The 21,603-nt window shown below is 44.5% G+C and carries 16 protein-coding genes; 7 read left to right on the top strand and 9 right to left on the bottom strand.

Going from position 1 to position 21,603, the window contains the following annotated elements:
* Positions 1–58 precede the first annotated feature (58 nt).
* The 3 genes from vsple_RS15760 (at position 59) to vsple_RS15750 (ending at position 3,474) form a co-directional block, all read left to right on the top strand.
* Positions 59–757 carry a response regulator transcription factor gene (locus vsple_RS15760; RefSeq protein ID WP_420833815.1) on the top strand — a complete coding sequence of 233 codons (699 nt, stop codon included), beginning with the start codon at positions 59–61 and terminating at the stop codon, positions 755–757.
* Positions 758–2,017 (top strand): sensor histidine kinase, encoded by a 1,260-nt coding sequence (locus vsple_RS15755; RefSeq protein WP_261883792.1) that lies wholly within the window; start codon positions 758–760, stop codon positions 2,015–2,017. It abuts the gene before it with no gap.
* A 164-nt stretch (positions 2,018–2,181) separates the two neighbouring features.
* On the top strand, positions 2,182–3,474 hold the full coding sequence (locus tag vsple_RS15750; RefSeq protein ID WP_261883791.1) for an alpha/beta hydrolase: 1,293 nt from the start codon (positions 2,182–2,184) through the stop codon (positions 3,472–3,474).
* A gap of 151 nt (positions 3,475–3,625) precedes the next feature.
* Here vsple_RS15750 and vsple_RS15745 read toward each other — a convergent pair whose 3' ends face one another.
* The 5 genes from vsple_RS15745 to vsple_RS15725 all read right to left on the bottom strand — a co-directional run bounded on the left by vsple_RS15745 (position 3,626) and on the right by vsple_RS15725 (position 8,601).
* Positions 3,626–3,844 (bottom strand): PAS factor family protein, encoded by a 219-nt coding sequence (locus vsple_RS15745; protein WP_032552405.1) that lies wholly within the window; start codon positions 3,842–3,844, stop codon positions 3,626–3,628.
* Positions 3,845–4,048: 204 nt separating this feature from the next.
* Entirely contained in the window at positions 4,049–6,205 is a 2,157-nt protein-coding gene (locus vsple_RS15740) for a c-type cytochrome (protein ID WP_261883790.1), read from the bottom strand.
* Positions 6,202–6,813 (bottom strand): cbb3-type cytochrome c oxidase subunit II, encoded by a 612-nt coding sequence (locus vsple_RS15735; protein WP_261883789.1) that lies wholly within the window; start codon positions 6,811–6,813, stop codon positions 6,202–6,204. Before vsple_RS15735 ends, vsple_RS15740 begins: the two co-directional genes overlap by 4 nt.
* A gap of 3 nt (positions 6,814–6,816) precedes the next feature.
* Positions 6,817–8,226, bottom strand: a complete 1,410-nt coding sequence (gene ccoN / locus vsple_RS15730) for a cytochrome-c oxidase, cbb3-type subunit I (protein WP_261883788.1) — start codon at positions 8,224–8,226, stop codon at positions 6,817–6,819.
* Between the two features lie 18 nt (positions 8,227–8,244).
* Positions 8,245–8,601, bottom strand: coding sequence for a c-type cytochrome (locus vsple_RS15725; RefSeq protein ID WP_261883787.1), 357 nt, complete (start codon positions 8,599–8,601; stop codon positions 8,245–8,247).
* Positions 8,602–9,037: 436 nt separating this feature from the next.
* Between vsple_RS15725 and vsple_RS15720 the strand changes: the two genes are divergently transcribed.
* A complete protein-coding gene (locus vsple_RS15720; protein ID WP_420833814.1) occupies positions 9,038–9,502 on the top strand; it encodes a GNAT family N-acetyltransferase in 465 nt (154 codons plus the stop codon).
* A gap of 208 nt (positions 9,503–9,710) precedes the next feature.
* On the opposite strand, the gene vsple_RS15715 is transcribed toward vsple_RS15720, so the two are convergent.
* The 4 genes from vsple_RS15715 to vsple_RS15700 form a co-directional block, all read right to left on the bottom strand.
* A complete protein-coding gene (locus tag vsple_RS15715) occupies positions 9,711–10,379 on the bottom strand; it encodes a DUF2057 family protein (RefSeq protein WP_255232669.1) in 669 nt (222 codons plus the stop codon).
* 147 nt (positions 10,380–10,526) lie between these two features.
* The gene (locus vsple_RS15710; protein WP_261883785.1) at positions 10,527–12,422 is read right to left on the bottom strand and encodes a response regulator; all 1,896 of its coding nucleotides are present in this window, start codon (positions 12,420–12,422) and stop codon (positions 10,527–10,529) included.
* A gap of 10 nt (positions 12,423–12,432) precedes the next feature.
* Positions 12,433–14,844 (bottom strand): hybrid sensor histidine kinase/response regulator, encoded by a 2,412-nt coding sequence (locus vsple_RS15705; protein ID WP_261883784.1) that lies wholly within the window; start codon positions 14,842–14,844, stop codon positions 12,433–12,435.
* Positions 14,837–15,916 carry a cytochrome-c peroxidase gene (locus tag vsple_RS15700; RefSeq protein WP_261883783.1) on the bottom strand — a complete coding sequence of 360 codons (1,080 nt, stop codon included), beginning with the start codon at positions 15,914–15,916 and terminating at the stop codon, positions 14,837–14,839. The genes vsple_RS15705 and vsple_RS15700 overlap by 8 nt, the downstream gene beginning before the upstream one ends.
* Before the next feature lie 440 nt (positions 15,917–16,356).
* On the opposite strand from vsple_RS15700, the gene vsple_RS15695 reads away from it, so the two are divergent.
* From vsple_RS15695 to vsple_RS15685, 3 genes are all read left to right on the top strand, one after another.
* Entirely contained in the window at positions 16,357–17,901 is a 1,545-nt protein-coding gene (locus vsple_RS15695; RefSeq protein ID WP_261883782.1) for an arylsulfatase, read from the top strand.
* A 182-nt stretch (positions 17,902–18,083) separates the two neighbouring features.
* On the top strand, positions 18,084–20,471 hold the full coding sequence (locus tag vsple_RS15690; RefSeq protein ID WP_261883781.1) for a multiheme c-type cytochrome: 2,388 nt from the start codon (positions 18,084–18,086) through the stop codon (positions 20,469–20,471).
* 141 nt (positions 20,472–20,612) lie between these two features.
* Positions 20,613–21,596, top strand: a complete 984-nt coding sequence (locus vsple_RS15685; RefSeq protein ID WP_261883780.1) for an AAA family ATPase — start codon at positions 20,613–20,615, stop codon at positions 21,594–21,596.
* The last annotated feature ends 7 nt before the right edge of the window (positions 21,597–21,603 follow it).

Genomic DNA, 21,603 nt, shown 5'->3' with positions numbered 1-21,603 from the left:
GTTACAATTACATGAGGCATATCTAGCCCCGAGAAAAAGCTTATGGGGCTTTCTGGGAATGACGGAGGGATGGGTGAACAATTTGCAACTTCTATTGGTTGAAGATGATCTCGACTTGGCAAAAGCGGTCATCGATTACCTTGAACTTGAAGATATATCATGTGACCACGCAGCCAATGGTTTGTCCGGTTACAATCTCATCGAAACTAACCATTACGATGCGGTCATCCTTGACCTCAATTTACCCAAACTTAATGGGCTAGAGGTGTGTGAAAAGATACGTTCTCAAGGTATAGATGTTCCAATTCTAATGCTAACTGCCCGTGACACCCTCGACGATAAACTGACAGGGTTTTCTAAAGGTGCAGACGACTACCTCGTAAAACCTTTTGCTATGGAAGAGTTGATCGTACGCACTCAAGTTTTATCTCGTCGTCGCAGTGGGCAAGTTAATAAACTGCGCATCGAAGATGTTGAGTTGGATTTTCAAGATAAAAGCGCCACTCGCCAAGGTAAGGCGCTTAAAGTATCGCCAACCGGAATCAAACTTCTAGAATGCTTGATGCGAGAGAGCCCAAATGCCGTATCTCGTGAAAAATTGATGCAAGCCGTCTGGGGAGATGAACAGCCAGACAGCAATAGCTTGAAGGTTCATATGTTTAATCTTCGAAAAGCAGTCGATGGCAAAAGCGATACTAAGCTTATTCAAACCGTTTCCGGTTACGGTTTTGCCTTCAAGCTGAATGAGGACGCGTAGATGAAGATCCGCCCGAGTATCAGGCTCTATTTTCTGGTCGCGATGCTATTTGTTGGCAGTGCCACTATCGGCGTGTTGACCATAACTGGTATTCACTACTTCTTTGCGGGTTTAGATGCTGCGATGACGGAGTTTATGCGTGCACAAGCTACTGAGCTTCCACTGGGTGAAAACGACGCACCAGTCCAGTTTGATGACGTGACGCTAGCGGCTAAGTGGGAAGACTTACCGAAAGAGATTCAGCAAAACCTGAACCCGGAAGAGTTGATCCCGAATGAACTTCTTAAACGGATAGATGGCGTACCTATCATCTCTGAGCCTGAAGCGGGTTACTTCGCAATGAAAGTCGTCGTAGATGGGGAAACACGTTATATCTCTTTGCTGCTTAAACATATGGATATGAACGATAAGTTTGAAAATGAGCCGCCACCATTTATCTACATCATTTTTATTGGGCTTGGCGCCATCGTCTTTTTTTTCATCGCATTGATTTTGGTTCAGCGAAAAATAGCCTCGCCAGTGGAAGAGTTAAAAGATTGGGCAAAGGCGCTAGATAAAGAGCAGCTCACTCAACCTGTCCCCAACTTTCACTACAGTGAGCTGAATGCACTCGGGGAGTTGATCAAATCTAGCTTGAGCTCGGTACAAGAGAGCTTGGAGCGAGAGCAACGTTTTCTTGGGTATGCCAGTCATGAGCTGCGAACACCGATTGCGGTTACGCGAACCAATTCTGAACTGCTGCGCAAAATGATTACTAAGCAGCTCCCAACAGAGAAACAACTCGAAGTGCTCGATCGTATCGAAAGGGCGGGCTTTACTATGACTGACCTAACCGAAACACTACTTTGGTTGAATCGTCAGGAAGGGAAGTCGCTGCCTAGTTCCCCAGTCGTGTTAGGGAAAAGTATCCAGCAGATAGTCGGCGAGTTGGGTTATTTACTACAAGGCAAATCAGTGGAAGTGACCACCAATGTTGACCAAACCACACTGGAATTGCCCGAAAGTTTGTGTCGAATTGTCATTTCAAATCTGATTCGCAACGCTTTTCAGCACACAGAAAATGGCATTGTTGAGATTACCCAAGCAGGTGATACGTTATCTATTGTGAACCGAAATACGGAGCCTAAAATTGGGCGAGATGATCTCGGCTTTGGTTTGGGGCTAGAACTGACGCAGCGACTTATCGCCCAGTATGGATGGACGTATCAAACCCAGCAATCGCCTGACGGCTGGCGAGTTGATGTCACTTTCACGAGTTAACAGACTGGCTGTAAAAGATTTTTACGAATATTGACGATTTACAGTTTCCTATAGGGTGACTTGCGAGTATCTTGAAGTCTTGAGCTAGGTTAGGCTCAAATTCAAATATAATGATAAATACTTAGCTACAGATAATTAATCAGTTACAGATAAAGGATACTTGCGTGCAGGCACAATTCATTGATGGAACGACGCTTTACCGTCAACATAGCTTTCAGCTTCCTCTCGACTACCAGAACCCACACGGTCAACAAATTCAGGTGTTTGCACGTGAATTGGTGGACTTTGCAAAAGACAATCAAGATCTACCTTGGCTTGTTTACTTTCAAGGAGGACCGGGCTTTCCTTCCCCAAGAATGAGTGGCGAATCGGGCTGGGTAAAACGCGCTCTACAACAGTACCGCGTGCTTTTACTAGACCAGCGCGGCACGGGCAATAGTACGGTGATTAGCCATCAAACACTGGCCCACCTGAATCCAGAACAGCAAGCTGATTACCTGTCACACTTCCGAGCTGACAACATTGTGCGTGACGCTGAGGCGATTCGTGAACAATTTGGTATCAAACAGTGGGCGACAATCGGTCAGAGCTTTGGCGGCTTTTGTACGCTGACTTACCTTTCTCTGTTTCCTCAAAGCTTACTGCGTTGTTATGTCACAGGCGGTATTCCATCAATTGAGCGTGAAGCAGATGATGTCTATCGAGCGACTTACAAGCGTGTGGAAGATAAGAACAAAGCCTTCTTCACTCAGTTCCCGCAAGCACAAACATTGTGTCGTGAGATTGCAGATCATCTATTGACTCATGAAGTGCGTTTGCCGAATGGTCAGATCTTCACGGTTGAGCAGTTCCAGCTAATTGGCATTAATCTTGGTGGCGGGGAAGCGAATCTGCCGATGTATTTCACATTGGAAAACGCCTTTGTTGATGTGGATGGAGAGAAGCAACTGAGCTACAGCTTCTTAAATCAGATGCAACAAGAGCAGGCTTACCTCACTAATCCTATTTATGCGATTCTGCATGAGTCGATCTATTGTCAAGGTACGGCGTCGCAATGGTCAGCGCACCGTGTTCGCGATGAATATCCGCACTTTAACTACCAAACAGGTGATGCGTTCTGGTTTACGGGCGAAATGGTTTACCCGTGGATGTTTGACCAATTAGAGACCCTAAAGCCGTTAAAGCAAGCTGCTGAATTATTAGCTGACAAGTCAGACTGGGTCCGCTTATATGAACCGAAACAGCTTAGCGAAAACAGAGTACCGATGGCGTGTGCAGTGTATGCAGATGACATGTACGTTGAGCTTGATTACAGCCGTGAAACTCTGGCTAAGATTCCAAACTCGAAAGCGTGGATCACCAATGAATACGAGCACAATGGGATCAGAGCAGACGGTGAACGCATTCTAGATAAGTTAATGACAATGGTTGAGTCAATTGAGAACCTACCGAAGTAACTTGTCACTATTTAATTAATTGTCAGTTGCTTAAAGGTTTCTTATCAGACAACGAAAAAACGCTGCTAAATTTAGCAGCGTTTTTTTCATTCCGTTAGGGGGAAAGCGTTGTGGGGAAAAGTCGGCGTTTGTTGTTCTTAATTTTAATTAATTATTCGCCAAGTAACTGACAAGCCGACTGAACAGCATTGTCGATGTCAGTTAATTTCCCAGCACCAGCAGGGCCTAAAACACGAGTATAAAGTGCAGTTTGTTGTTCGAACGTCAGACCTAATTGGTTGTAAAGATCTTGACGAATTTGAGCGAATTCTTGCGGCTCTGCATTCGATAGCCCTTCAAGGGTGTTGTAAATGAGAGTGGATTTATCCATAAACTGTCCTTTGTACATCTGTTAAAAATGAAAGCATTATGCACTCTGTCTAGTATTGTTTCTGGGATTCCGATCGCAATATGTGTTAATTAATCGTTATCTTTAGTGATTGATCTCTAATGAATAATGACTCAACAATGTAAAAACGAGACCTTGAACAGGTCTCTTTTGTTAGATAACGTTCTTTTAAGCCAACAGATATCGTTATTTGATGTGGATATTGTTGTCTCTACGGTCATACATTTCAGGGGTTGTGTGCAACCCGCCAGCGTATCCCGCCGCTTCCAAGGTCTCTCTCACTTCTCGAACGTATTCGGGTGTGACAGGGTCGTGCCTATCACCAAGGTTTTTACGTACAAAAGTGATGAGTTCAGCCAACTTCTGGTCAGAGAGTACCTCTTCAAAACTCGCCATTGGCATAAAGTTTCTATCCTTGTCGAGATAGGTTGGTTGTAGGCCTCGAACTGTTACTGCAACGGTGTTAAACGGGTCACTGTGCATAATAATCCCGTTGTTAAGCAGAGTCGGAGCAATTGGATCTCGGCCTTTACCATCGTCACCGTGGCAAGCCCCACATGTTTGACGGTAGGTTGCATAGATATCAGACTGATACGCTGCATCATCGAAACCTTTCGGCTGCAAAGGAACCGCGTCGGGTGAAATCATATTATTGGTATCGCCTTGTAACAGGTAATATGACATTGATTCGACATCTTCCCGCGTCATCAAGCTCAAGCTATTTTTTACTACGTCAGCCATTCCAGCAAATGCAGTGCCTTTATCTGAGTGACCAGTGTGCAAGAAGTCCGTTAACGTCTTTTCATCCCATCCATCGATATAGAGCTCGTTAGCAGTAATGTCTGGCGCGTTCCAACCATCAATTAAGTTGCCTTGAAATATACGTTCAGGTATCAAGGCTTGAGCAATATTTCTTGGAGTGTGACACTCCGAGCAGTGTCCGAGCCCTGCAACCCAGTATTTGCCCCGTTGCCACTTCTCGACATCGTCAACACTCTCTTTAAGCTCTTGTGGTACTTGATAGTCGATTGGATCGGTGTCCATAAAGACAATGTTCCAGCCTAACAGTCCAAGTCTGATGTTGGATGGAAATATCATGCTGTTATCATCATTTCGACGAGAAACCGCAGGAATTGACTGCATATATTCCCAAAGGTCAAGCATGTCTTGGTCAGTGAGGTATTGATAGGAAGTGTAGGGCATTGCTGGATAGAGGTAGCCCTCTTTGCCTTTACCTTTGACCAATGCATCCCTAAAATCATCAAAGTCATATCGACCGATCCCTTCACTGGCGTGAGGAGTGATATTGGTCGAGTAAACTGTACCAAACGGAGTCACGAATGGTAGGCCGCCAGCGAAAGGTTCCCCACCTTCAGCACTATGACACGCAACACAATCTCCGGCATGAGCAAGATACTCACCGCGTTCAACCGAGTCCGCTTTTAAGGCTGCAAGTCTTTCTATTTCTGTCTGTTCTGAATGACGAATGTAAGCGCCTAGGGCAAGAATCTCATTTGCGGTAAGTTGCTCTTCAAAGGCTGGCATCAAGTTGTTTAGGCCGAAGTTGATTGTGTGTTGTATCTCCTCGATACTGCCGCCGTGTAGCCAAATACTGTCTGAGAGATCAGGTACACCAAGATCAGGGTTAGCAACAGTGCCATCAGCATGACAGGAAGCGCAGTTTTGTATGAAGAGGTTCTTGCCAAGTTCGACTTTGACCTCTGGCACATCAGTGTGGCGCTGATTGAGAGAGGCCAGATAATAGGACATTTTGGATATCTCATCGGGTCTGAGTATCTCATTCCAACCCGGCATCGCACCGTTTCTGCCTTTAGCGATAGAGTGGATAATGGCGTTGTCGTCACCACCATATAACCACTCTTGATCAATGAGATTAGGGAAATGTTTCTGACCTTGAGCATTGTCTCTGTGACACGCTGCGCAATGGGTTTGAAACAGAATTTGGCCACTTGCGACAATCTCAGGTACCAAAGCTAAGGTGTTGAGATCGGTTTGAGTCTGCATGGCCATTTGTTCGTCCAGCGAGGTGGACGGGGAACTTAATCGGTCATCGCTCTGTTGCCAATCAACCAAACCTCGCCATTCTCCCATACCGGGGTATAGCACGAGGTAACCAGCAGAAATAACAAAAGCGATAGCGTAGCCAACAAACAACAACTTAGGCGGAGGCGCGTCTTTCTCTTCAATGTTATCAAAACTACCGACAGTATGATCGTGGTCGGCTTTATGGTTGCTGCGCCAATATTTAACAACCACAGAAACCATTAAAACAAAGAAGATTAGAGTGCAAATGATCGCCCACCAGTTCCAGAATGTACTCATGGTGACACCTCCTGTGCTGTATCTTGCCCCAGGCTCTGCAAGTAACGAATCAGTGCTTCGGCTTTGGTTTTGCCACGCACTTGCAGCCTCGCTTCGCTGATCTCACTATCTGTGTATGGCACACCGAGAGTTCGCAGCGTTTTCATCTTGTCTCCAATGTCATCACCTGAAAGCGTTTGTTCGAACAACCAAGGGTATGCGGGCATGATTGAAGTCGGTACGACTTGTCTGGGGTTGATGAGATGGATAATGTGCCACTGGTCTGAATATTTTCGACCTAGGTTAGTAAGATCTGGCCCAGTACGTTTTGAGCCCCAAAGATTCGGGAATTCATAGATGTCGTCAGCTTCTTGATTCGCGCGACCGTTGCGCTTTACCTCGGGGTCGAGCGGTCGAACCATCTGTGTATGACATACATGGCACCCTTCGCTGATGTAAATATCACGGCCAGCTAACTCCAGTGCAGTAAGGGGCTTAGCCAAGCTTCCTTCGGCTATATCTGCGGTGCGCACAATATTAGGGACAACCCACACCAATAGTGAGAAGGAGGCGACGACGACCGTTGTGATAATCAGAATCCAAACCGATTGAGTGAAGTCTTTATTCATAAGCTAAGCCTCCTTTGCCACTAACTCGTTCGACATGCGAACGGTTTTGTAGAGATTGACTGCCATCAACAGAAGACCTAACACAAACAGAGCCCCGCCAAAGAAACGCAAGAACAACCACGGGGCCTTGAAGTCCATAGCTTGTACAAAGCTATACACTAATTCGCCGTTGTCGTTTTGTGTTAGCCACATGTAGCCTTCACCGATACCTGCAACCCACAACGCAATGGCATAAAGAGCAACCCCAGCATGTGCGAGCCAAAAGTGCCATTTAAGTAGTTTTGGTGACCACAGTTCAGTTTTGTTCCACAGTCGAGGAATGAAGTAGTAGAAGACCGCAATGCCTGACATTCCGACCCAACCCAGTGCACCTGAGTGAACGTGCCCGATAACCCATTCGGTGTTGTGCGCGAGCATGTTAAACCAGCGAATCGCGAGTAGTGGGCCTTCGAATGTGGCTAAGCAGTAATAGAGAATCGCCGAGAAGAAGAACAACAAGATATAGTCGTTTTTGAGCTTCTCTTTGTTTTGAAGCAGCGTCATGGCGCTGTTGAACGCACCCGCCCACGAAGGAAGCCAAAGAATTAATGACATCACAATGCCGATGTTTTGCACCCAAACAGGAACAGAGGAGTAAATTAAATGGTGGGTTCCTGCCCAAGTATAGAAACCGACTAAGCCCCAAAAGTGGATTACGGATAGACGGTACGAGTAAATCGGACGGTCAGCGGCTTTGGGTATGAAGTAGTAGTTTATGCCGATGATCCCAGCTGTAAGAAGGAAGCCAACTGCATTATGGCCCCACCACCACTGGACGATGGCGTCTTGAGCGCCGGCAAATACCGAGTAGGACTTCATGGCTGAAACAGGCATGGCGAGATTGTTGATGATAAAGATCATCGCGATAACGATAATGAATGCCGCGAAAAACCAGTTAGCAACAAAAATATGTCCCACCTTACGTTTGGCTATCGTACCGAAGAAGAGAACAGCGTAAAGAACCCAAACAAAGACAATTAACAAGTCGATTGGCCACTCTAGTTCTGCGTACTCTTTAGAAGTGGTGTAACCCGCAGGGAGTGAAATCAACGCAAGTAAGAGAACGAGCTGCCATCCCCAGAACACCATCCATGCCAAGCTTTTGTTGAAGAGTTGGCAATGTCCGGTCCGCTGCGCAATGTAAAGCGACGTTCCCATCAGGATATTAACGACGAATCCGTAGATGACGCCGGAGGTATGAAGCGGGCGCAGACGACCGAATTGGAAGTACTGAGAGTCGAAATTGAGAATAGGCCAGTAGAGTTGCGCAGCGAGAATTACCCCGATTAACATGCCTAAAATGGCCCAGACGAAAGATGCCAGAATGAAGTACTTAACCACCTTCACACTGTATTGCGTTGTCACGTTATCCATAACAAGCTCCTGTAAAGGTTACTTTTCGTTGCCGAGTTGTGAGTAGAAGTAGGAGATATCCTCAATGTCTTGGTCGGAAAGAGCATCAGCTTGTTGCTGCATTAAAACGGCCAGTCCACTGGTACGCTCGCGAGTTTGATAATCTTTGAGCGATGAAATCAGATACCCCATTTTTTGGCCACGTAGATTTGGATAGGGCTCTTGCGTTGAGATGCCATCCTCACCATGGCAGGTCATACACACTTTGGCTTTCTGTTTACCTATCTCGAATTGCTCATCATTGCTGACAGCGTGCGCCGAGGAAAAAAGAGTAGTTGCGACAATCAGAGAGTTGAATAGTGTCTTCGGGTTCCATCGATCTTGAATTAAGCTCATCACTGTTTCCTTCGAAGTGTGAATATACATCGCTAAGTGGCCAATTCTCAGCTGCCAAGCAGCACAATCGCGTTGTTATGTGCATTTAGGTCTGATAAATGCAATCTATAAAGGTTAAGCACAGTTGTGTAGAAGTGCTAATTGGAAAGGTTGTTCTTTTAGTTGTCTCAGTAGTACGTAAAGGGTGTCGGTTTCGGATTAGTTCACCTGAAAGAAAAACAACAGACAGGGAAGTTGGTATTGAGTTGCGGCTGGGTTCGTATCAAGTATGATTTGAACTACGCGCTTTGAGAGAAAGAATGCTCACAGGGCTAGAAGGCACAACACATCTTCAACAGAACGCTTCAATTCTAAAAGAGAAAAGCGCTGCTCGGCTTGCATGACAGTGCTCAAACCGTAATGATTGTGAGTTTCGTATCTGAAAAGGAATCACTTGATGAAGATAAGAGAATATCGAAATACAGATGCACCAGAGCTTTGGGCTCTGTTTTTTAACACGATAAGAAACGTCAATATCCAACACTATAGCCAGTCTCAGGTTGAAGCGTGGGCACCTTCTGAGTTTTCAATAGACGTTTGGCAAAACAAGATGGATAAGATCCGTCCCTTTGTTGTTGAACTGGAAGGAACCATTGTTGGGTATACAGACTTACAAGAGAGCGGATTGATAGACCATTTCTTTTGTCACCATGAATATCAAGGACGGGGTATCGGCAGTCAACTCATGTCACACGTATTGAACTTGGCTAAACAACAGGGATTGAAAAGGGTCTTTTCTGAAGTAAGCATCACGGCGCGTCCTTTTTACGAGCACTTTGGATTCTCTGTCGTGAATGAACAGACTATCGAAGTCCGCGGGCAAATCATGAATAATTTTGTGATGGAAAAACAGTTAGCCTAGCTGAATTAGTACAACTCAGGTGATTGTTTCATTAAATCAATGGTTGTTGCTGACAGGTCAGCTTGATCTGGCGGTTAACCACTTTCCAGTTAGCACAACTATTGATTTAAATTTAGCCTTTCTCGGTGCTCTTTTACATATCGAGCACTCACTGCTACTTGTCTACAAGATGTTATTTGTCTACAAAATATTACTTATTTACAAAATATTACTTATTTACAAAATCTTTGAAGCGTTGTTTGGTTGCATCGTCTGCTTTTTCATACCAGAAATACAACATCTCTTCTGCAGTATTGTCCGACGCTGTTACTTTCGCTGGTAGTGTTACAGGTTGAACAGCTGTATTTGCCGCAGTTGCACTGATCGTTGCAGCTGAAGCAGTTGTGCTCGCCAGTGCTGCGACACCGCCTTTTTTATTGTAGTTGGCTGCCTCTGTTGGGTAGTTTCGCCCAATCTGCATACCTTTTTTCACTAATGTGTCTTCTTTGACCTTAACCGTTTGCTGGTCCGAATCGACAAGGCTCCATTGAAGATCCTTCATGCCTTCTTTTGCGGCACTGATATTTCGGTACTTAGGCATATTGAAGGTCAGTGTCGTATTACTCGCATCAAAGGTTGCGATGATGGTATCGCTGTCAATGAACTCACGATCGTTACCTTGGTCAAAAGCTACCTGATATTGGAATACAATTTGGTTCTGACCGTCTGGCAGTGTCATGGTTTTATGAGAGGAGAAAAGTCCGCCGTCTAAATCGGGTTTATTTTCGTTCACTGCTAAGATATCCACACTTGAAGGGACTTTGATTTCAATGTCTGCTGAAGCGAATGGAGCCACTACCAAAGCAGTGATTAAGGCAATCTTTTGTGTCGTTTTCATAATCGGGCAAGTTGTTTGAAAAGAAGAATTTACAATGTCACGCACTCGTGTTGAGTTCAAGCAATGTCTGTGAAATTAAGGATATTTTGCGAAATCTTAACGTAACTGAAACAATCAGTGATGAGTGACCGAACCTAGTCACTCATTTTAAGCGACGCCTTTGTTATCTATTTCCTTTTCAAAGATCTTTATGGGGTTACCCAACGATGATAAAGCGTCTAAAAGAACATCCTTTTTAACCGGTTTATAGATAACGTTAGTCGCTCCTGCTTCGAAGAACTGAGTCCGGACTTGTGGGGATAAGTCGGCAGTACAAGCAATAACCTTGGCTGTTACTTTGTAGTGATTGAGTAAGGTGGTTGTCGCTTCTAGTCCGGTCATGTTTGGCATGTGATGATCCATCAAGATCAAATCATACTGCTTATCTGTGGCCATAGTTACCGCGATAGCACCATCGGTGGCGTGATCGATTCTCTCATATCCCAGTTTATTGAGTAGTTTCGCCAGTACGATGTAGTTGACCTTGTTGTCTTCAGCAATGAGTATCGAAATGTCTGAGCTAGATATGGGTGTGAGCTCATCATTTGCTTTAGGTCTGGTGTCTAGCAGTGTAACGGGGATTTGTAGGTCAATTTGGGTATGGCCATTCTTAGATAATCTGTGTTCCATATGGCCTAATAATGCGATTAACGCTTTTTCTATCACCCTGAATCCAGCGTTAATGCCTTGGTCGAACGTTCCCTGTGGCGATGTCTGATGTTTATTTAACGTCAGCTGTTTACTGATAAGTCCATTATCTTCAAATGTAAAACATACCAATAATTGTTGCTCATCGGCGTCAATGGCTAAACCACTTTCAAACCATAATGTGCCACCTCGTAATTGAGAAACTGCGCTGAGTACAAAAAAATCGATGATGGTATCGAGTAAATTCTCATCGACGAGTACATCACATTGATTTGGAATAGATAGAGTAGGTTCCAGTAGCAACCCATTGCCGCGCGCTAATGCTTGGATGGACTCTCTCTTATGAGACATATAAGAGGTGAGATTAAGTTGTTGGGGGCGAGGAGTAATGTGGTCATTGTCTAAGTGAGCAAGCTTGATGACATAGTTTAATGAAGCCTGTAAAAGTCTACTTGAGTGTGTGATTTGTTCTCCTAGGCGTTGAGCATCACTGAGCTGCTCACTCAACATAACTTTTTGCGCTAGTTTGTCCAAATCTTGTGCTGGTTTAGTTAACTCATTCGATATTAAATGCATGAGCTGCGTTTTGGCTTGTGTAGCTTGATGAGATTGCTCTATTTTGGTCTCTAGTGCTCTTTCAAGTTGTTTTTGTTTGCTAACGTCTCTTAACGAGCAGATGAAATGACTGGTTTCGCCTTTGGTAGAGCGTGGGATTATCGAAATATCCACCCAGCAAGAGGAGCCATTTTTATGATACTGCAGAACTTGGACTTCGATTGTTTTGTGTTTATCAATCGCATCGGTTATCCGCCTCACCTCTTTTATATCCGTCTTGGGACCTTGAAGAAGCTGCGTAAACAATCTCCCTTTCACCTCTGATGTTTGATAGCCAAATAGCTCGCTGAATCTACGATTGATGGAGGATATCGAACCATCTTTTGTGACGATCATAATCGCATCGGTCGTAAATTGATTAGCGGTATTATCGAACTTATCGCAATCTGATGTGGCCTCTTGCCTCTGGTTAGACTCTTTGGCAGAACTGATGCGGATAGATATGAGGGCTATTACCCAGATCGCGCACAAAGTAATAAGTCGGTTGAACACTGCGAACCAGGCGTCATTGCCGTGTGGAGATAGGTAATAACCAATGACGGTCAACAGAGTACAAACGATTGCCCAAATTAAAGTGAAGTTTGGGTTGTTACGAATGAGTGAGAGGACAATCACAATGACATAAGGAACAGCCATGGCGATACCAAGTGGTAAATGAAGATCAAAGACAAATAGGGTTGCGGCGATCAGGGTTAGGTATAGGCCCAAGTTTGAGCTAGTCAAATTAACACTCCATTTCATTGCACTCTCCTTAACCTGCCTTTAATTGATGCTGGTATTTATCAATCAAACGCTTAGCTTGATGGCTATTGACCATGAGTCGATTTATCACTTGCTGTAGGATTTCTGCTGCAGGCATTTGCTCTGCGTCAAGATCTTGTTCTACTTGCTCAATCAGTTTCGATATCTCAGACATTCCAAATTGAAGCGAAATGCCTTTGATGGCTTGAATAATGGGGCCGAGTTCTTCTGGCTTTGAGTGAGTGAATACCTCTATCAGTGCATCGATTTTAATCTCTAGATCATGTTCAAGTGACTGCAAACAATCAATTTTGTCTTGGTATGAAAGGTTGAGGTCAGTTAAAAGCTGGCTTCGAGAAAGCTCTTCTTCTGTCATTGGAAGTTTATCTTTAGAATATCGCACCAGACGTGTGACATTAGCTGGAAGGGACGAGGTACTATCGTGCCCGCTATCATCTCGATTCGCTTGAAATTGTGCTTCAAACTGATAAATCGCATTTTGTAAGCTGTTTTTTTGTAAGGGCTTGGTTAATACAAAGTTTGCACCACATTCGATAAACTCGTCGTGTGCTTCTTTAAACACATCGGCGGTACAAGCGAAGATAACCGTTTTAAGTTTCAGCTTGTTTCGGATGTTTTGGATCGCTTCGATACCGTTCATTTTGGGCATGTGATTATCCATGATTATCAAATCATAGGATTGACTTTTGAGTTTATCTAACGCTTGAAGCCCGTCATATGCGTTCTCCACACGAAGGTTTAGCGACTCGCAAAACTTTTTGATAACCATAGCGTTAATTTTGTTATCTTCTACAAGTAGCACTGAAAAATCCTTAAGTGCTAGTCCGTGAGCTTCTGTGATTGTGGCATCCTCTTGATGCGCTTTTTCCTCTAGTTCAAATGGTATGGTAACAGCAAATTGTGTGCCGACATTCGGCTGACTAAATACGGAGATGCTTCCTCCCATTAACTCAACCAGTTGCTTTACAATAGATAGACCTAACCCTGTGCCACCAAATTTACGTGTTGTAGAGAGCTCGGCTTGCTCAAAGGCAGAAAAGATACTGTCGATTTTGTCTTCTGCAATCCCTATCCCTGTATCTGTCACAAGCATTTGAATAGCGCGAGGGGAGGTATCTTGAATATCGAACTCGAGTTCGACTTTACCCGATTCAGTAAATTTGATCGCATTCCCAGCAAGGTTAAAGAGTATTTGGCGAGTTCTAGCTTGATCACCAATAAGCTGAATGTTTGTCGGTACACGATTTGTGATGCACAGTTGAATGCCCTTACTTTCAGCAAGGGAAGTGAGCGTTTTATCAAGGTGAACAATGAGGTCGGGAATAGTAAATGGACTACTTTCAAGCTCCATCTTACCTTGTTCAACTTTTGAGAAGTCGAGAATGTCGTTTAATATAGTGACAAGGTGCTGACCTGAATCCATGATCAACTGAGCTTGTTTTCTTGTCTCAATCTCGTGAGAGTCGTCCTTAATGATTTGTGCGATGCCCAACACACCGTTCATTGGTGTTCGCAGCTCATGACTCATCGTCGCTAGGAATAAAGATTTAGCATTGTTGGCTTTTTCTGCCTTATCAGCGGCGAGTTGGTAAGCTTGTGTATTTGCTTTTAGTTCGTAGTATCGCCAAACCACGATGCTGATGAACAGTGCAAATAGCAGCGCGACAAGAGCAATCGTAAGGTTTGCAATCACCTCATTGAGGTGATCTTGTAAATTGATGAAGCGATGCTCGATATCATCAAGGTAAGCAATGTGTTCTGGAGACAACGTTTTGGAGATGAGCTGCTGATGTTGCTGATTTATCTCATTGAAGGTTTGCGCGAGTATCAATTGGTCATTAGAGGACGAGACATCCGACGGTGCTCCTGTCGTTTGTGAATCACTTGATGTTTCATTAATACCAAGGTTTTTCTCTAGCGAAGAGATGTTCGAGAGCATGGCCTCCAACAGATGACTTTTCGTATCTCGCGCCGATGAATTAATCAATATATTGCTGAGGGATGTAAGAATGAATTGACGAGCTACAGTATGCCCAACAATATGATCCAGTTGATCAATGGTATCCATTGTTCGGAAGTAGAAGCTGTCCAACAATGCCTTTGTCTCTAATCCTTCAAACAATATCGAATGAATCTTAGCGTTGGTAGAGGTCTGATAGAACTGCTGCAGCTCTCTTTCAACTCGCACTAAACTGGCGGAAATCTCATAGGGATTGGAAACCCCATTTATTGTGCTGCTGGCTATGATGTCTCTTTTTTCTAGTACTTTGTGCCCGATCTCGCGCGTCACTTCTCCATAATGAGTGACCTTGTTATATTCCGTATATGCCAAAACGATATAACTGACGAGCCCAACGAACATTGAAGCAAAAAAAAGTGATAGGAGTTTGAATTTATTCATTCTCGAATGCCTCTAAAATGGATGGGCGTTGTCCGGTGAGGGTTTCCAGAAAAGCTTTCAAATGCTTAACCGTATCATCTTCAAATGTTTTACCAAGTTGGCTCTCACCCATGATTTTGATCGCTTCTTCTAAAGAGTGTGTTTGTCCGTCATGAAAGTAGGGGGCTGTGATTGCGACATTGCGTAAGCTAGCGACTCTAAATAAGTGTTTATCTATTTCTTTTCCGGTAGACATAAAACGCCCCTGATCTTCACTGCGCTCTTGCCCTGTCTTTGTCAATCCAAAATAGCCGAACCGCATTATCATCCCTTCACCAATATTGGTGCCTTGGTGGCAGCGTATACAGCCCTCTTCTTGAAATGCATACCACCCTTTCTTGGCACTTTCTCCGATAGCTTCTTCATTACCTTTTATATAGCTATCAAATGGAGAGTTTGGGGTGGTGAGGGCTCTCATGAACTCGACCAGACTGGCTTTGATAGATTGTTCGTTAATCTCTAAGCCTAACTGACTAAACAGTGGCTGATACTGTGGTGTTTGAGAGACATATTCGATAACCGAAGGCCAGTTTGAGTCCATTTCTGCTGTGTCGTGAATTGGACCATCAATTTGCGATTCAAGGGTATTGGCACGACCATCCCAAAAAAATCGATAGTTGTAGGCGGCATTAAAAACGGTCAGCGAATTACGTGTACCGACCCCGTTCACCCCGATAGAAACAGCGTTGGTCTCTGCACCATTGGATTGTAAATCATGGCAGCTTTCACAACTGATATTCTTGTTTGACGATAGGTTAGGGTCTCTAAACAGCAACCATCCCACCTTAGCAAGCGCTCTATCGATTTCTATATCATTTGGTATGGGAGTTACCTTTTGTTGAGAAAAGAGCTTATTGGTTTCGGGATAAGCGGCAGCATGGTTAGTTATGTGGTGGTGTTGATTGTGACTTTCACTATCGCTGTGAGAAGAGTGATGTGTATGCTCTGTTCGAAAAACAGCGTCGTAAACTAATACTGTGACAGAAATAGTGGCGACACAAGCGCTTAGTCCAACGAGATAAGGGTTCTTCATAATATTAGTTCCATCTAATAAAGGTCGAACATACAATAATCATGTTAGAGAAACTGATTTTTCGATTACATTTAGTCGAACTGAGATGATCCTGTTGGTATATATCGACGTACAAATCAGGTTGTCTAAATACAAATTTAGCTTCATATGCATATGCTTGCAAGGTGTGTTAAGTGGTCTGTTAGGAGTGCAGCACCTTTTGATTGGAAAACTGCATCAACTTTGTGTGCTCGGGTTTTAGCGGTTTACGCTTCAATAGCGACGGAATGAGTGTGTGGTGTGATCTTTTTACTGAACACTTACGTAAAACGGCGCGCTTTATTGGGCTGCAACTTCTGTCGAAATAATAAATTAATTAATAGTTTAAATAACCTCGCTATTGGTTAATTTTTAAACTATACGTTTGAGGGCAGGAAGCAAAAACTGATAAAGAGGTTTCTATGACAACAAAATATGGTGTGAAACGCGGGCTAGCGGTATTGAGTTCTGCATTGTTAGCTGCGACATCTACTATGGCGGCTGAAAAGCCTAATATATTAGTCATCTGGGGGGATGATATTGGTCAATCCAATGTTAGTGCATACACTTTTGGGCTAATGGGATACCAGACTCCAAACATCGATAGCATCGCCAAAGAGGGTATGATGTTTACCGATTATTACGCAGAGCAGTCCTGTACGGCTGGGCGTTCAACCTTTATCACTGGACAGAGTGTCTTACGGACAGGTCTAAGTAAAGTAGGCTTGCCAGGTGCCGATATAGGCCTTCAGGCAGAAGATGCGACCATAGCCGAGTTGCTTAAACCAATGGGTTACATGACCGGTCAATTCGGTAAAAACCACCTTGGTGATAAAGACGAATTTCTTCCAACAGCACACGGTTTTGACGAATTTTTTGGTAACCTTTATCACCTGAATGCTGAAGAAGAACCGGAAAATGAGGATTACCCTAAAGACCCAGAGTTTCGTAAGAAATTTGGACCACGTGGTGTGATTAAATCGTTCGCTGATGGCAAAATTGAAGATACTGGTCCTCTGACACGCAAGCGTATGGAAACGGTTGATGAAGAGACGTTAGACGCGGCACTCGATTTTATGGACCGAGCGGTTAAAGCGGACAAACCTTTCTTCGTTTGGTGGAATGCAACACGCATGCACTTTAGAACGCATGTACAGCCAGACAGCAAAGGCGTGACTGGCATTAGTAATTACGCTGACGGTATGGTTGAGCACGACAGACACGTTGGTCAACTGTTGAAACAAGTGGATGATCTAGGTATCAAAGACAATACCATTGTGTTCTATTCTACAGATAATGGTCCTCACATGAACTCGTGGCCCGATGCCGGCACAACGCCATTCCGTGGTGAGAAAAACACCAACTGGGAAGGTGCATACCGTGTTCCAGCTATGGTTCGTTGGCCGGGTAAGATCGAGCCGGGAACCGTTTCTAATGACATCATGCACCATATGGATTGGATGCCAACCTTCCTTGCAGCAGCGGGAGACGACCAAATTAAAGAGAAACTGCTGAAAGGTCATACCGCCGGTGATAAAACGTTTAAGCTTCATCTAGATGGCTATAATTTCCTGCCTTACCTAACAGGTAAAGAAGAAAAAAGTCCTCGCAGTGAAATATTCTACTTTACTGATGACGGTGATTTAGCTGCACTTCGCTATAACCAATGGAAAGCGGTGTTCATGGAGCAGCGTGCGACGGGTACCATGCAAATTTGGTCTGAACCATTTGTAACGTTACGTGTGCCTAAATTATTTAACCTACGAATGGATCCGTACGAAAACGCTGATATCACTTCTAACACTTACTATGACTGGTTGCTTGACCACGCGTATATGTTTGTTCCAGCACAAGCGTACGTGGGTAAATTCTTAGAAACCTTCGCAGAATACCCACCACGTCAAAAAGCGGCGAGTTTTAGCTTAGATCAGGTTATGGAGAAGCTTCAGCAGCCTCATAACAAGTAATCTGTCTTTAACCTAACGCATGAAAAGAGCTCTCAGGAGCTCTTTTTTATGTGCGTATTTGTGAGTAAGTGCGTGTCCTCTACATGAGTTGTTTTCGAGATTCTAATCACTAAATAATTGTAAATTCGTTGTTTTTAGGTCTAATCTTATTGAGTATGAGGATGGTTAAAACAAGGAATGTTATGCCTACATTGTTGTGCTCACTGTCGAACGGATTGAAGCCGCCGCACGCTATAGTATTGTCCGCAATTTTCATCATATTCAGTTTCAGTGTTTACGCGAATGAACAAGTGTTGCTTCCTATGAGCGATGAGGCTGCTAGCGTCGAGCATAAAATGACAAACGTCAGCTCAAAGGCCAGTTATGTGGGTTCTGAAACTTGTATTGATTGCCATGCAGATCAAGTGGAGGCATGGCAAGGCTCTCATCACGACATGGCAATGAAACATGCAGATAAAACGTCTGTTTTAGGCGACTTTGATGGTGCTCGTGTCATACATGAGGGAAAAGAGAATCGGTTTTTTCAAAAGGGGAAGGAATACTGGGTCAATATAGAAGGGCCTGATGGTCAGTTTCACGATTATAAAATCAGCTATACCTTCGCTTTCGAGCCACTTCAGCAATATATGGTGGAGTTTGATGATGGTCGAGTGCAGCTGATTCCTTTCGCATGGGATTCCCGATCTAGTCAAGAGGGCGGCCAACGCTGGTTTCATCTTTACCCAGACACTACCAACACCGATGAATTTTACTGGACCAACAGCGGCCAGAACTGGAATTTCATGTGCGCCGATTGCCACTCAACCAATTTGCAAAAAAATTACGACGCAGAGCTGAATCGTTACCAAACCACTTGGTCAGAAATTAATGTCGGATGTGAAGCGTGCCATGGACCCGCCAGCGAACACATCGAAATGGCAAAGCAATCAGAAAGTGGTGATGTGCAATTGACTGGGACTATTTTTGATGCGGCAACTCATTACGGTTTTGAGCGTGATTTATCTAAAGCCGTCAAAGAGTGGGTGTATCAAGAAGGGAACACGACACTTCAGCCTAAAGATATTCTCCATACCAATCAAGTGCAGACTTGTGCTCAGTGCCACAGCCGCCGCACACAACTCAATGAAACGGGCGACCACGTTAAGGGCTCTTTCTTTGATAAGTATCGATTAAGTTTGATCTCGCCCGAACTCTATTACCATGATGGTCAGATCTACGATGAAGACTATGTTTATGGCTCGTTTTTACAGTCGGCGATGGCTGAGAAAGGCGTGACTTGTACCAACTGTCATGATCCTCATACGGCTCAATTAAAGATCGCCGAAGAAGCGGTATGTAGTCAATGCCATATCGCCTCCGAGTACACCCCAGAAAAACATACCTTCCATCAAGCGGGTACTGAGGCGTCGCAATGTACAACCTGTCATATGCCAGAAACAACCTACATGCAGGTTGACCCACGACGCGACCATAGTTGGCATGTACCGCGCCCTGATATCAGCCAACACATTGATACGCCAAATGTATGTACTAGCTGTCATGAGGATAAAACAGACCAATGGGCTGATGCTCAAATAGGTCAGTGGTTCCCAGATTCCAAGTATCGCAACCAACAACACTTTGCGGTGGCATTTTATGCCGATGCGATAGGACATCGAGGCGCAGTGGATGCTCTGGCTTATTCCGCGCAAGACTCAAGCCTGAGCGACATTATTCGTGCTTCAAGTCTCGAGCGTATGGCTGGTAACACGGGTCAAAACACGCTGATTTCATTAGCTAGAGCAGTGAAGCATGACAACGAGATGATTCGTTTGGGGGCAGTTGCGGGCTCTTCAGGTTATGAGTTCAGTGATCGCTGGCAGATACTCGAGCCTCTATTAAATGATTCTGTACTCTCGGTACGAAGTGAAGCTGCAGGGGCTCTAGTTCGTTATTGGAGAGAAATGAACCCGTTACAGAAAGATGTGATTAAGCCGGCATTGTCTGAGTACATAGAGATACAAAAGTTTAATGCCGACAGAGGTTTTGGGCGTACTAATTTAGGTAATGTGTATCGAGATCTTGGTCAGTACGATAGAGCGATTGAATACTACCAAGGAGCAATAAAAATAGAGCCTTATTTTGAGAACAGTTACGCCAACTTAGCAGACTTATACCGCGCCCTTGGTGATGAGCCTAAGGTGTTGGCGACGCTGAAACAAGGGATTGAAGCGCAATCTAAATCAAGTGTACTGCCATACAGTGCAGGCTTAGCTTCACTCAGAGCTAAGGATTATGTTCAGGCGAGACTATACCTTAAGCAAGCGGCTGAAATGGCCGACACCAATCCGCAGTATTGGTATGTCTATGGTCTATCATTAGAGCAGGTTGATGTGCTCGCGAGTGCCAGAGCGTTACAGCGTGCTTATACAGCGAGTCGTAACCCACAACACCTCTATGCACAATGCGAAATTTTGGCACGTAACTCGGCGAAATCGGGAGTGAAACCAGCGTTCAATCGTTGTGTTCAGCAGCTAGAGAAAATCGCACCGCCTGAAGCTGTCAATCAGCTGAAAAGAGTGATCAAATGAAAGCCCACAAACGTATAATACGCATTGACCAAAATAAAAAAGTAACTATTGCTTCTGCCAGAAACTTTTACCTCTACCAGAAATAGCTATGGCGCTTGTGAGTAGGATGTACACAGCATATCGAAATGATAAGGACGACCTATGAACCACGCACAGCAAGCGATAAATCAACTCATAGAACAAACTGAAAAAAGTGTTATTGGCCAGAGCCACGTAGTTAGAGCTTTGGTGATTGGCTTACTCACCAATGGGCATGTTCTGTTGGAAGGTTTACCAGGAACCGCAAAAACACGTTCAGTGAAGTCTCTCTCGAATTTGCTGAACGCGAGCTTTGGTCGTATCCAATTCACTCCCGACCTCCTGCCTTCTGATGTGACTGGTACAGAGGTCTACCAAGAGGTGGAAGGTAAACCTCAATTACATTTTCAAGCTGGCCCTATCTTTAACAGCATTGTTTTGGCAGACGAAGTAAACCGTGCGCCCGCCAAAGTACAGGCGGCGTTACTTGAAGCGATGGCAGAAGGTACGATTACTGTTGGTGGTCAAACTCATGTATTGCCTGAATTGTTCATGGTGTTAGCAACCCAAAACCCAGTAGAGCAAGAAGGCACATACCCGTTACCCGAAGCGCAAATGGACCGTTTCATTATGAAAGTCACGGTTGATTACCCTGAAGATGCCGCTGAGCGTGACATCATTCGATTGGTGAGAAGTGAAGAGCTAGGGAGTGAAACCAGTTCTCAATTGATTACGCCCCAACATATTGAACCTGAACTTGTCATAGAAGCGCGCCGTCAATTACCTGATATCGCTGTCTCCGAATTCGTCGAAGATTATATTGTTGCTCTCGTTATGGCGACGCGAAAGCCTGAACGTTACAGCGAGTCGAATCTACCAAAATGGTTAGAGATTGGAGCAAGTCCGCGCGCTTCAATTGCTCTTGATAAATGCGCAAGAGCCTATGCATGGCTTCAAGGGCGTGACCACGTCACAATTGATGATGTGCGCGCGATGGTTCCAACCGTATTGGGGCATCGTTTCTCTCTCTCTTACGATGCGTTGGCAGATGGTGTCGACCACCAAAGAGTAATCGAAGAGTTGCTTGACGCAGTAGAGATTGGTTAAGCGGGAG

Source organism: Vibrio pelagius (assembly GCF_024347575.1).
In the GTDB taxonomy this organism is placed as follows: Bacteria; Pseudomonadota; Gammaproteobacteria; order Enterobacterales; family Vibrionaceae; genus Vibrio; species Vibrio pelagius.
This window is presented reverse-complemented; position numbering and strand designations above follow the sequence as displayed.

Bases quoted from the DNA above. Each gene is read 5' to 3' on its own strand.
- vsple_RS15760 (WP_420833815.1), top strand. From the start codon at position 59: ATGACGGAGGGATGGGTGAACAATTTGCAACTTCTATTGGTTGAAGAT.
- vsple_RS15755 (WP_261883792.1), top strand. From the start codon at position 758: ATGAAGATCCGCCCGAGTATCAGGCTCTATTTTCTGGTCGCGATGCTA.
- vsple_RS15745 (WP_032552405.1), bottom strand. From the start codon at position 3,844: ATGGATAAATCCACTCTCATTTACAACACCCTTGAAGGGCTATCGAAT.
- vsple_RS15740 (WP_261883790.1), bottom strand. From the start codon at position 6,205: ATGAGTACATTCTGGAACTGGTGGGCGATCATTTGCACTCTAATCTTC.
- vsple_RS15735 (WP_261883789.1), bottom strand. From the start codon at position 6,813: ATGAATAAAGACTTCACTCAATCGGTTTGGATTCTGATTATCACAACG.
- ccoN (WP_261883788.1), bottom strand. From the start codon at position 8,226: ATGGATAACGTGACAACGCAATACAGTGTGAAGGTGGTTAAGTACTTC.
- vsple_RS15725 (WP_261883787.1), bottom strand. From the start codon at position 8,601: ATGAGCTTAATTCAAGATCGATGGAACCCGAAGACACTATTCAACTCT.
- vsple_RS15720 (WP_420833814.1), top strand. From the start codon at position 9,038: ATGAAGATAAGAGAATATCGAAATACAGATGCACCAGAGCTTTGGGCT.
- vsple_RS15715 (WP_255232669.1), bottom strand. From the start codon at position 10,379: ATGAAAACGACACAAAAGATTGCCTTAATCACTGCTTTGGTAGTGGCT.
- vsple_RS15710 (WP_261883785.1), bottom strand. From the start codon at position 12,422: ATGAAATGGAGTGTTAATTTGACTAGCTCAAACTTGGGCCTATACCTA.
- vsple_RS15705 (WP_261883784.1), bottom strand. From the start codon at position 14,844: ATGAATAAATTCAAACTCCTATCACTTTTTTTTGCTTCAATGTTCGTT.
- vsple_RS15700 (WP_261883783.1), bottom strand. From the start codon at position 15,916: ATGAAGAACCCTTATCTCGTTGGACTAAGCGCTTGTGTCGCCACTATT.
- vsple_RS15695 (WP_261883782.1), top strand. From the start codon at position 16,357: ATGACAACAAAATATGGTGTGAAACGCGGGCTAGCGGTATTGAGTTCT.
- vsple_RS15690 (WP_261883781.1), top strand. From the start codon at position 18,084: ATGCCTACATTGTTGTGCTCACTGTCGAACGGATTGAAGCCGCCGCAC.
- vsple_RS15685 (WP_261883780.1), top strand. From the start codon at position 20,613: ATGAACCACGCACAGCAAGCGATAAATCAACTCATAGAACAAACTGAA.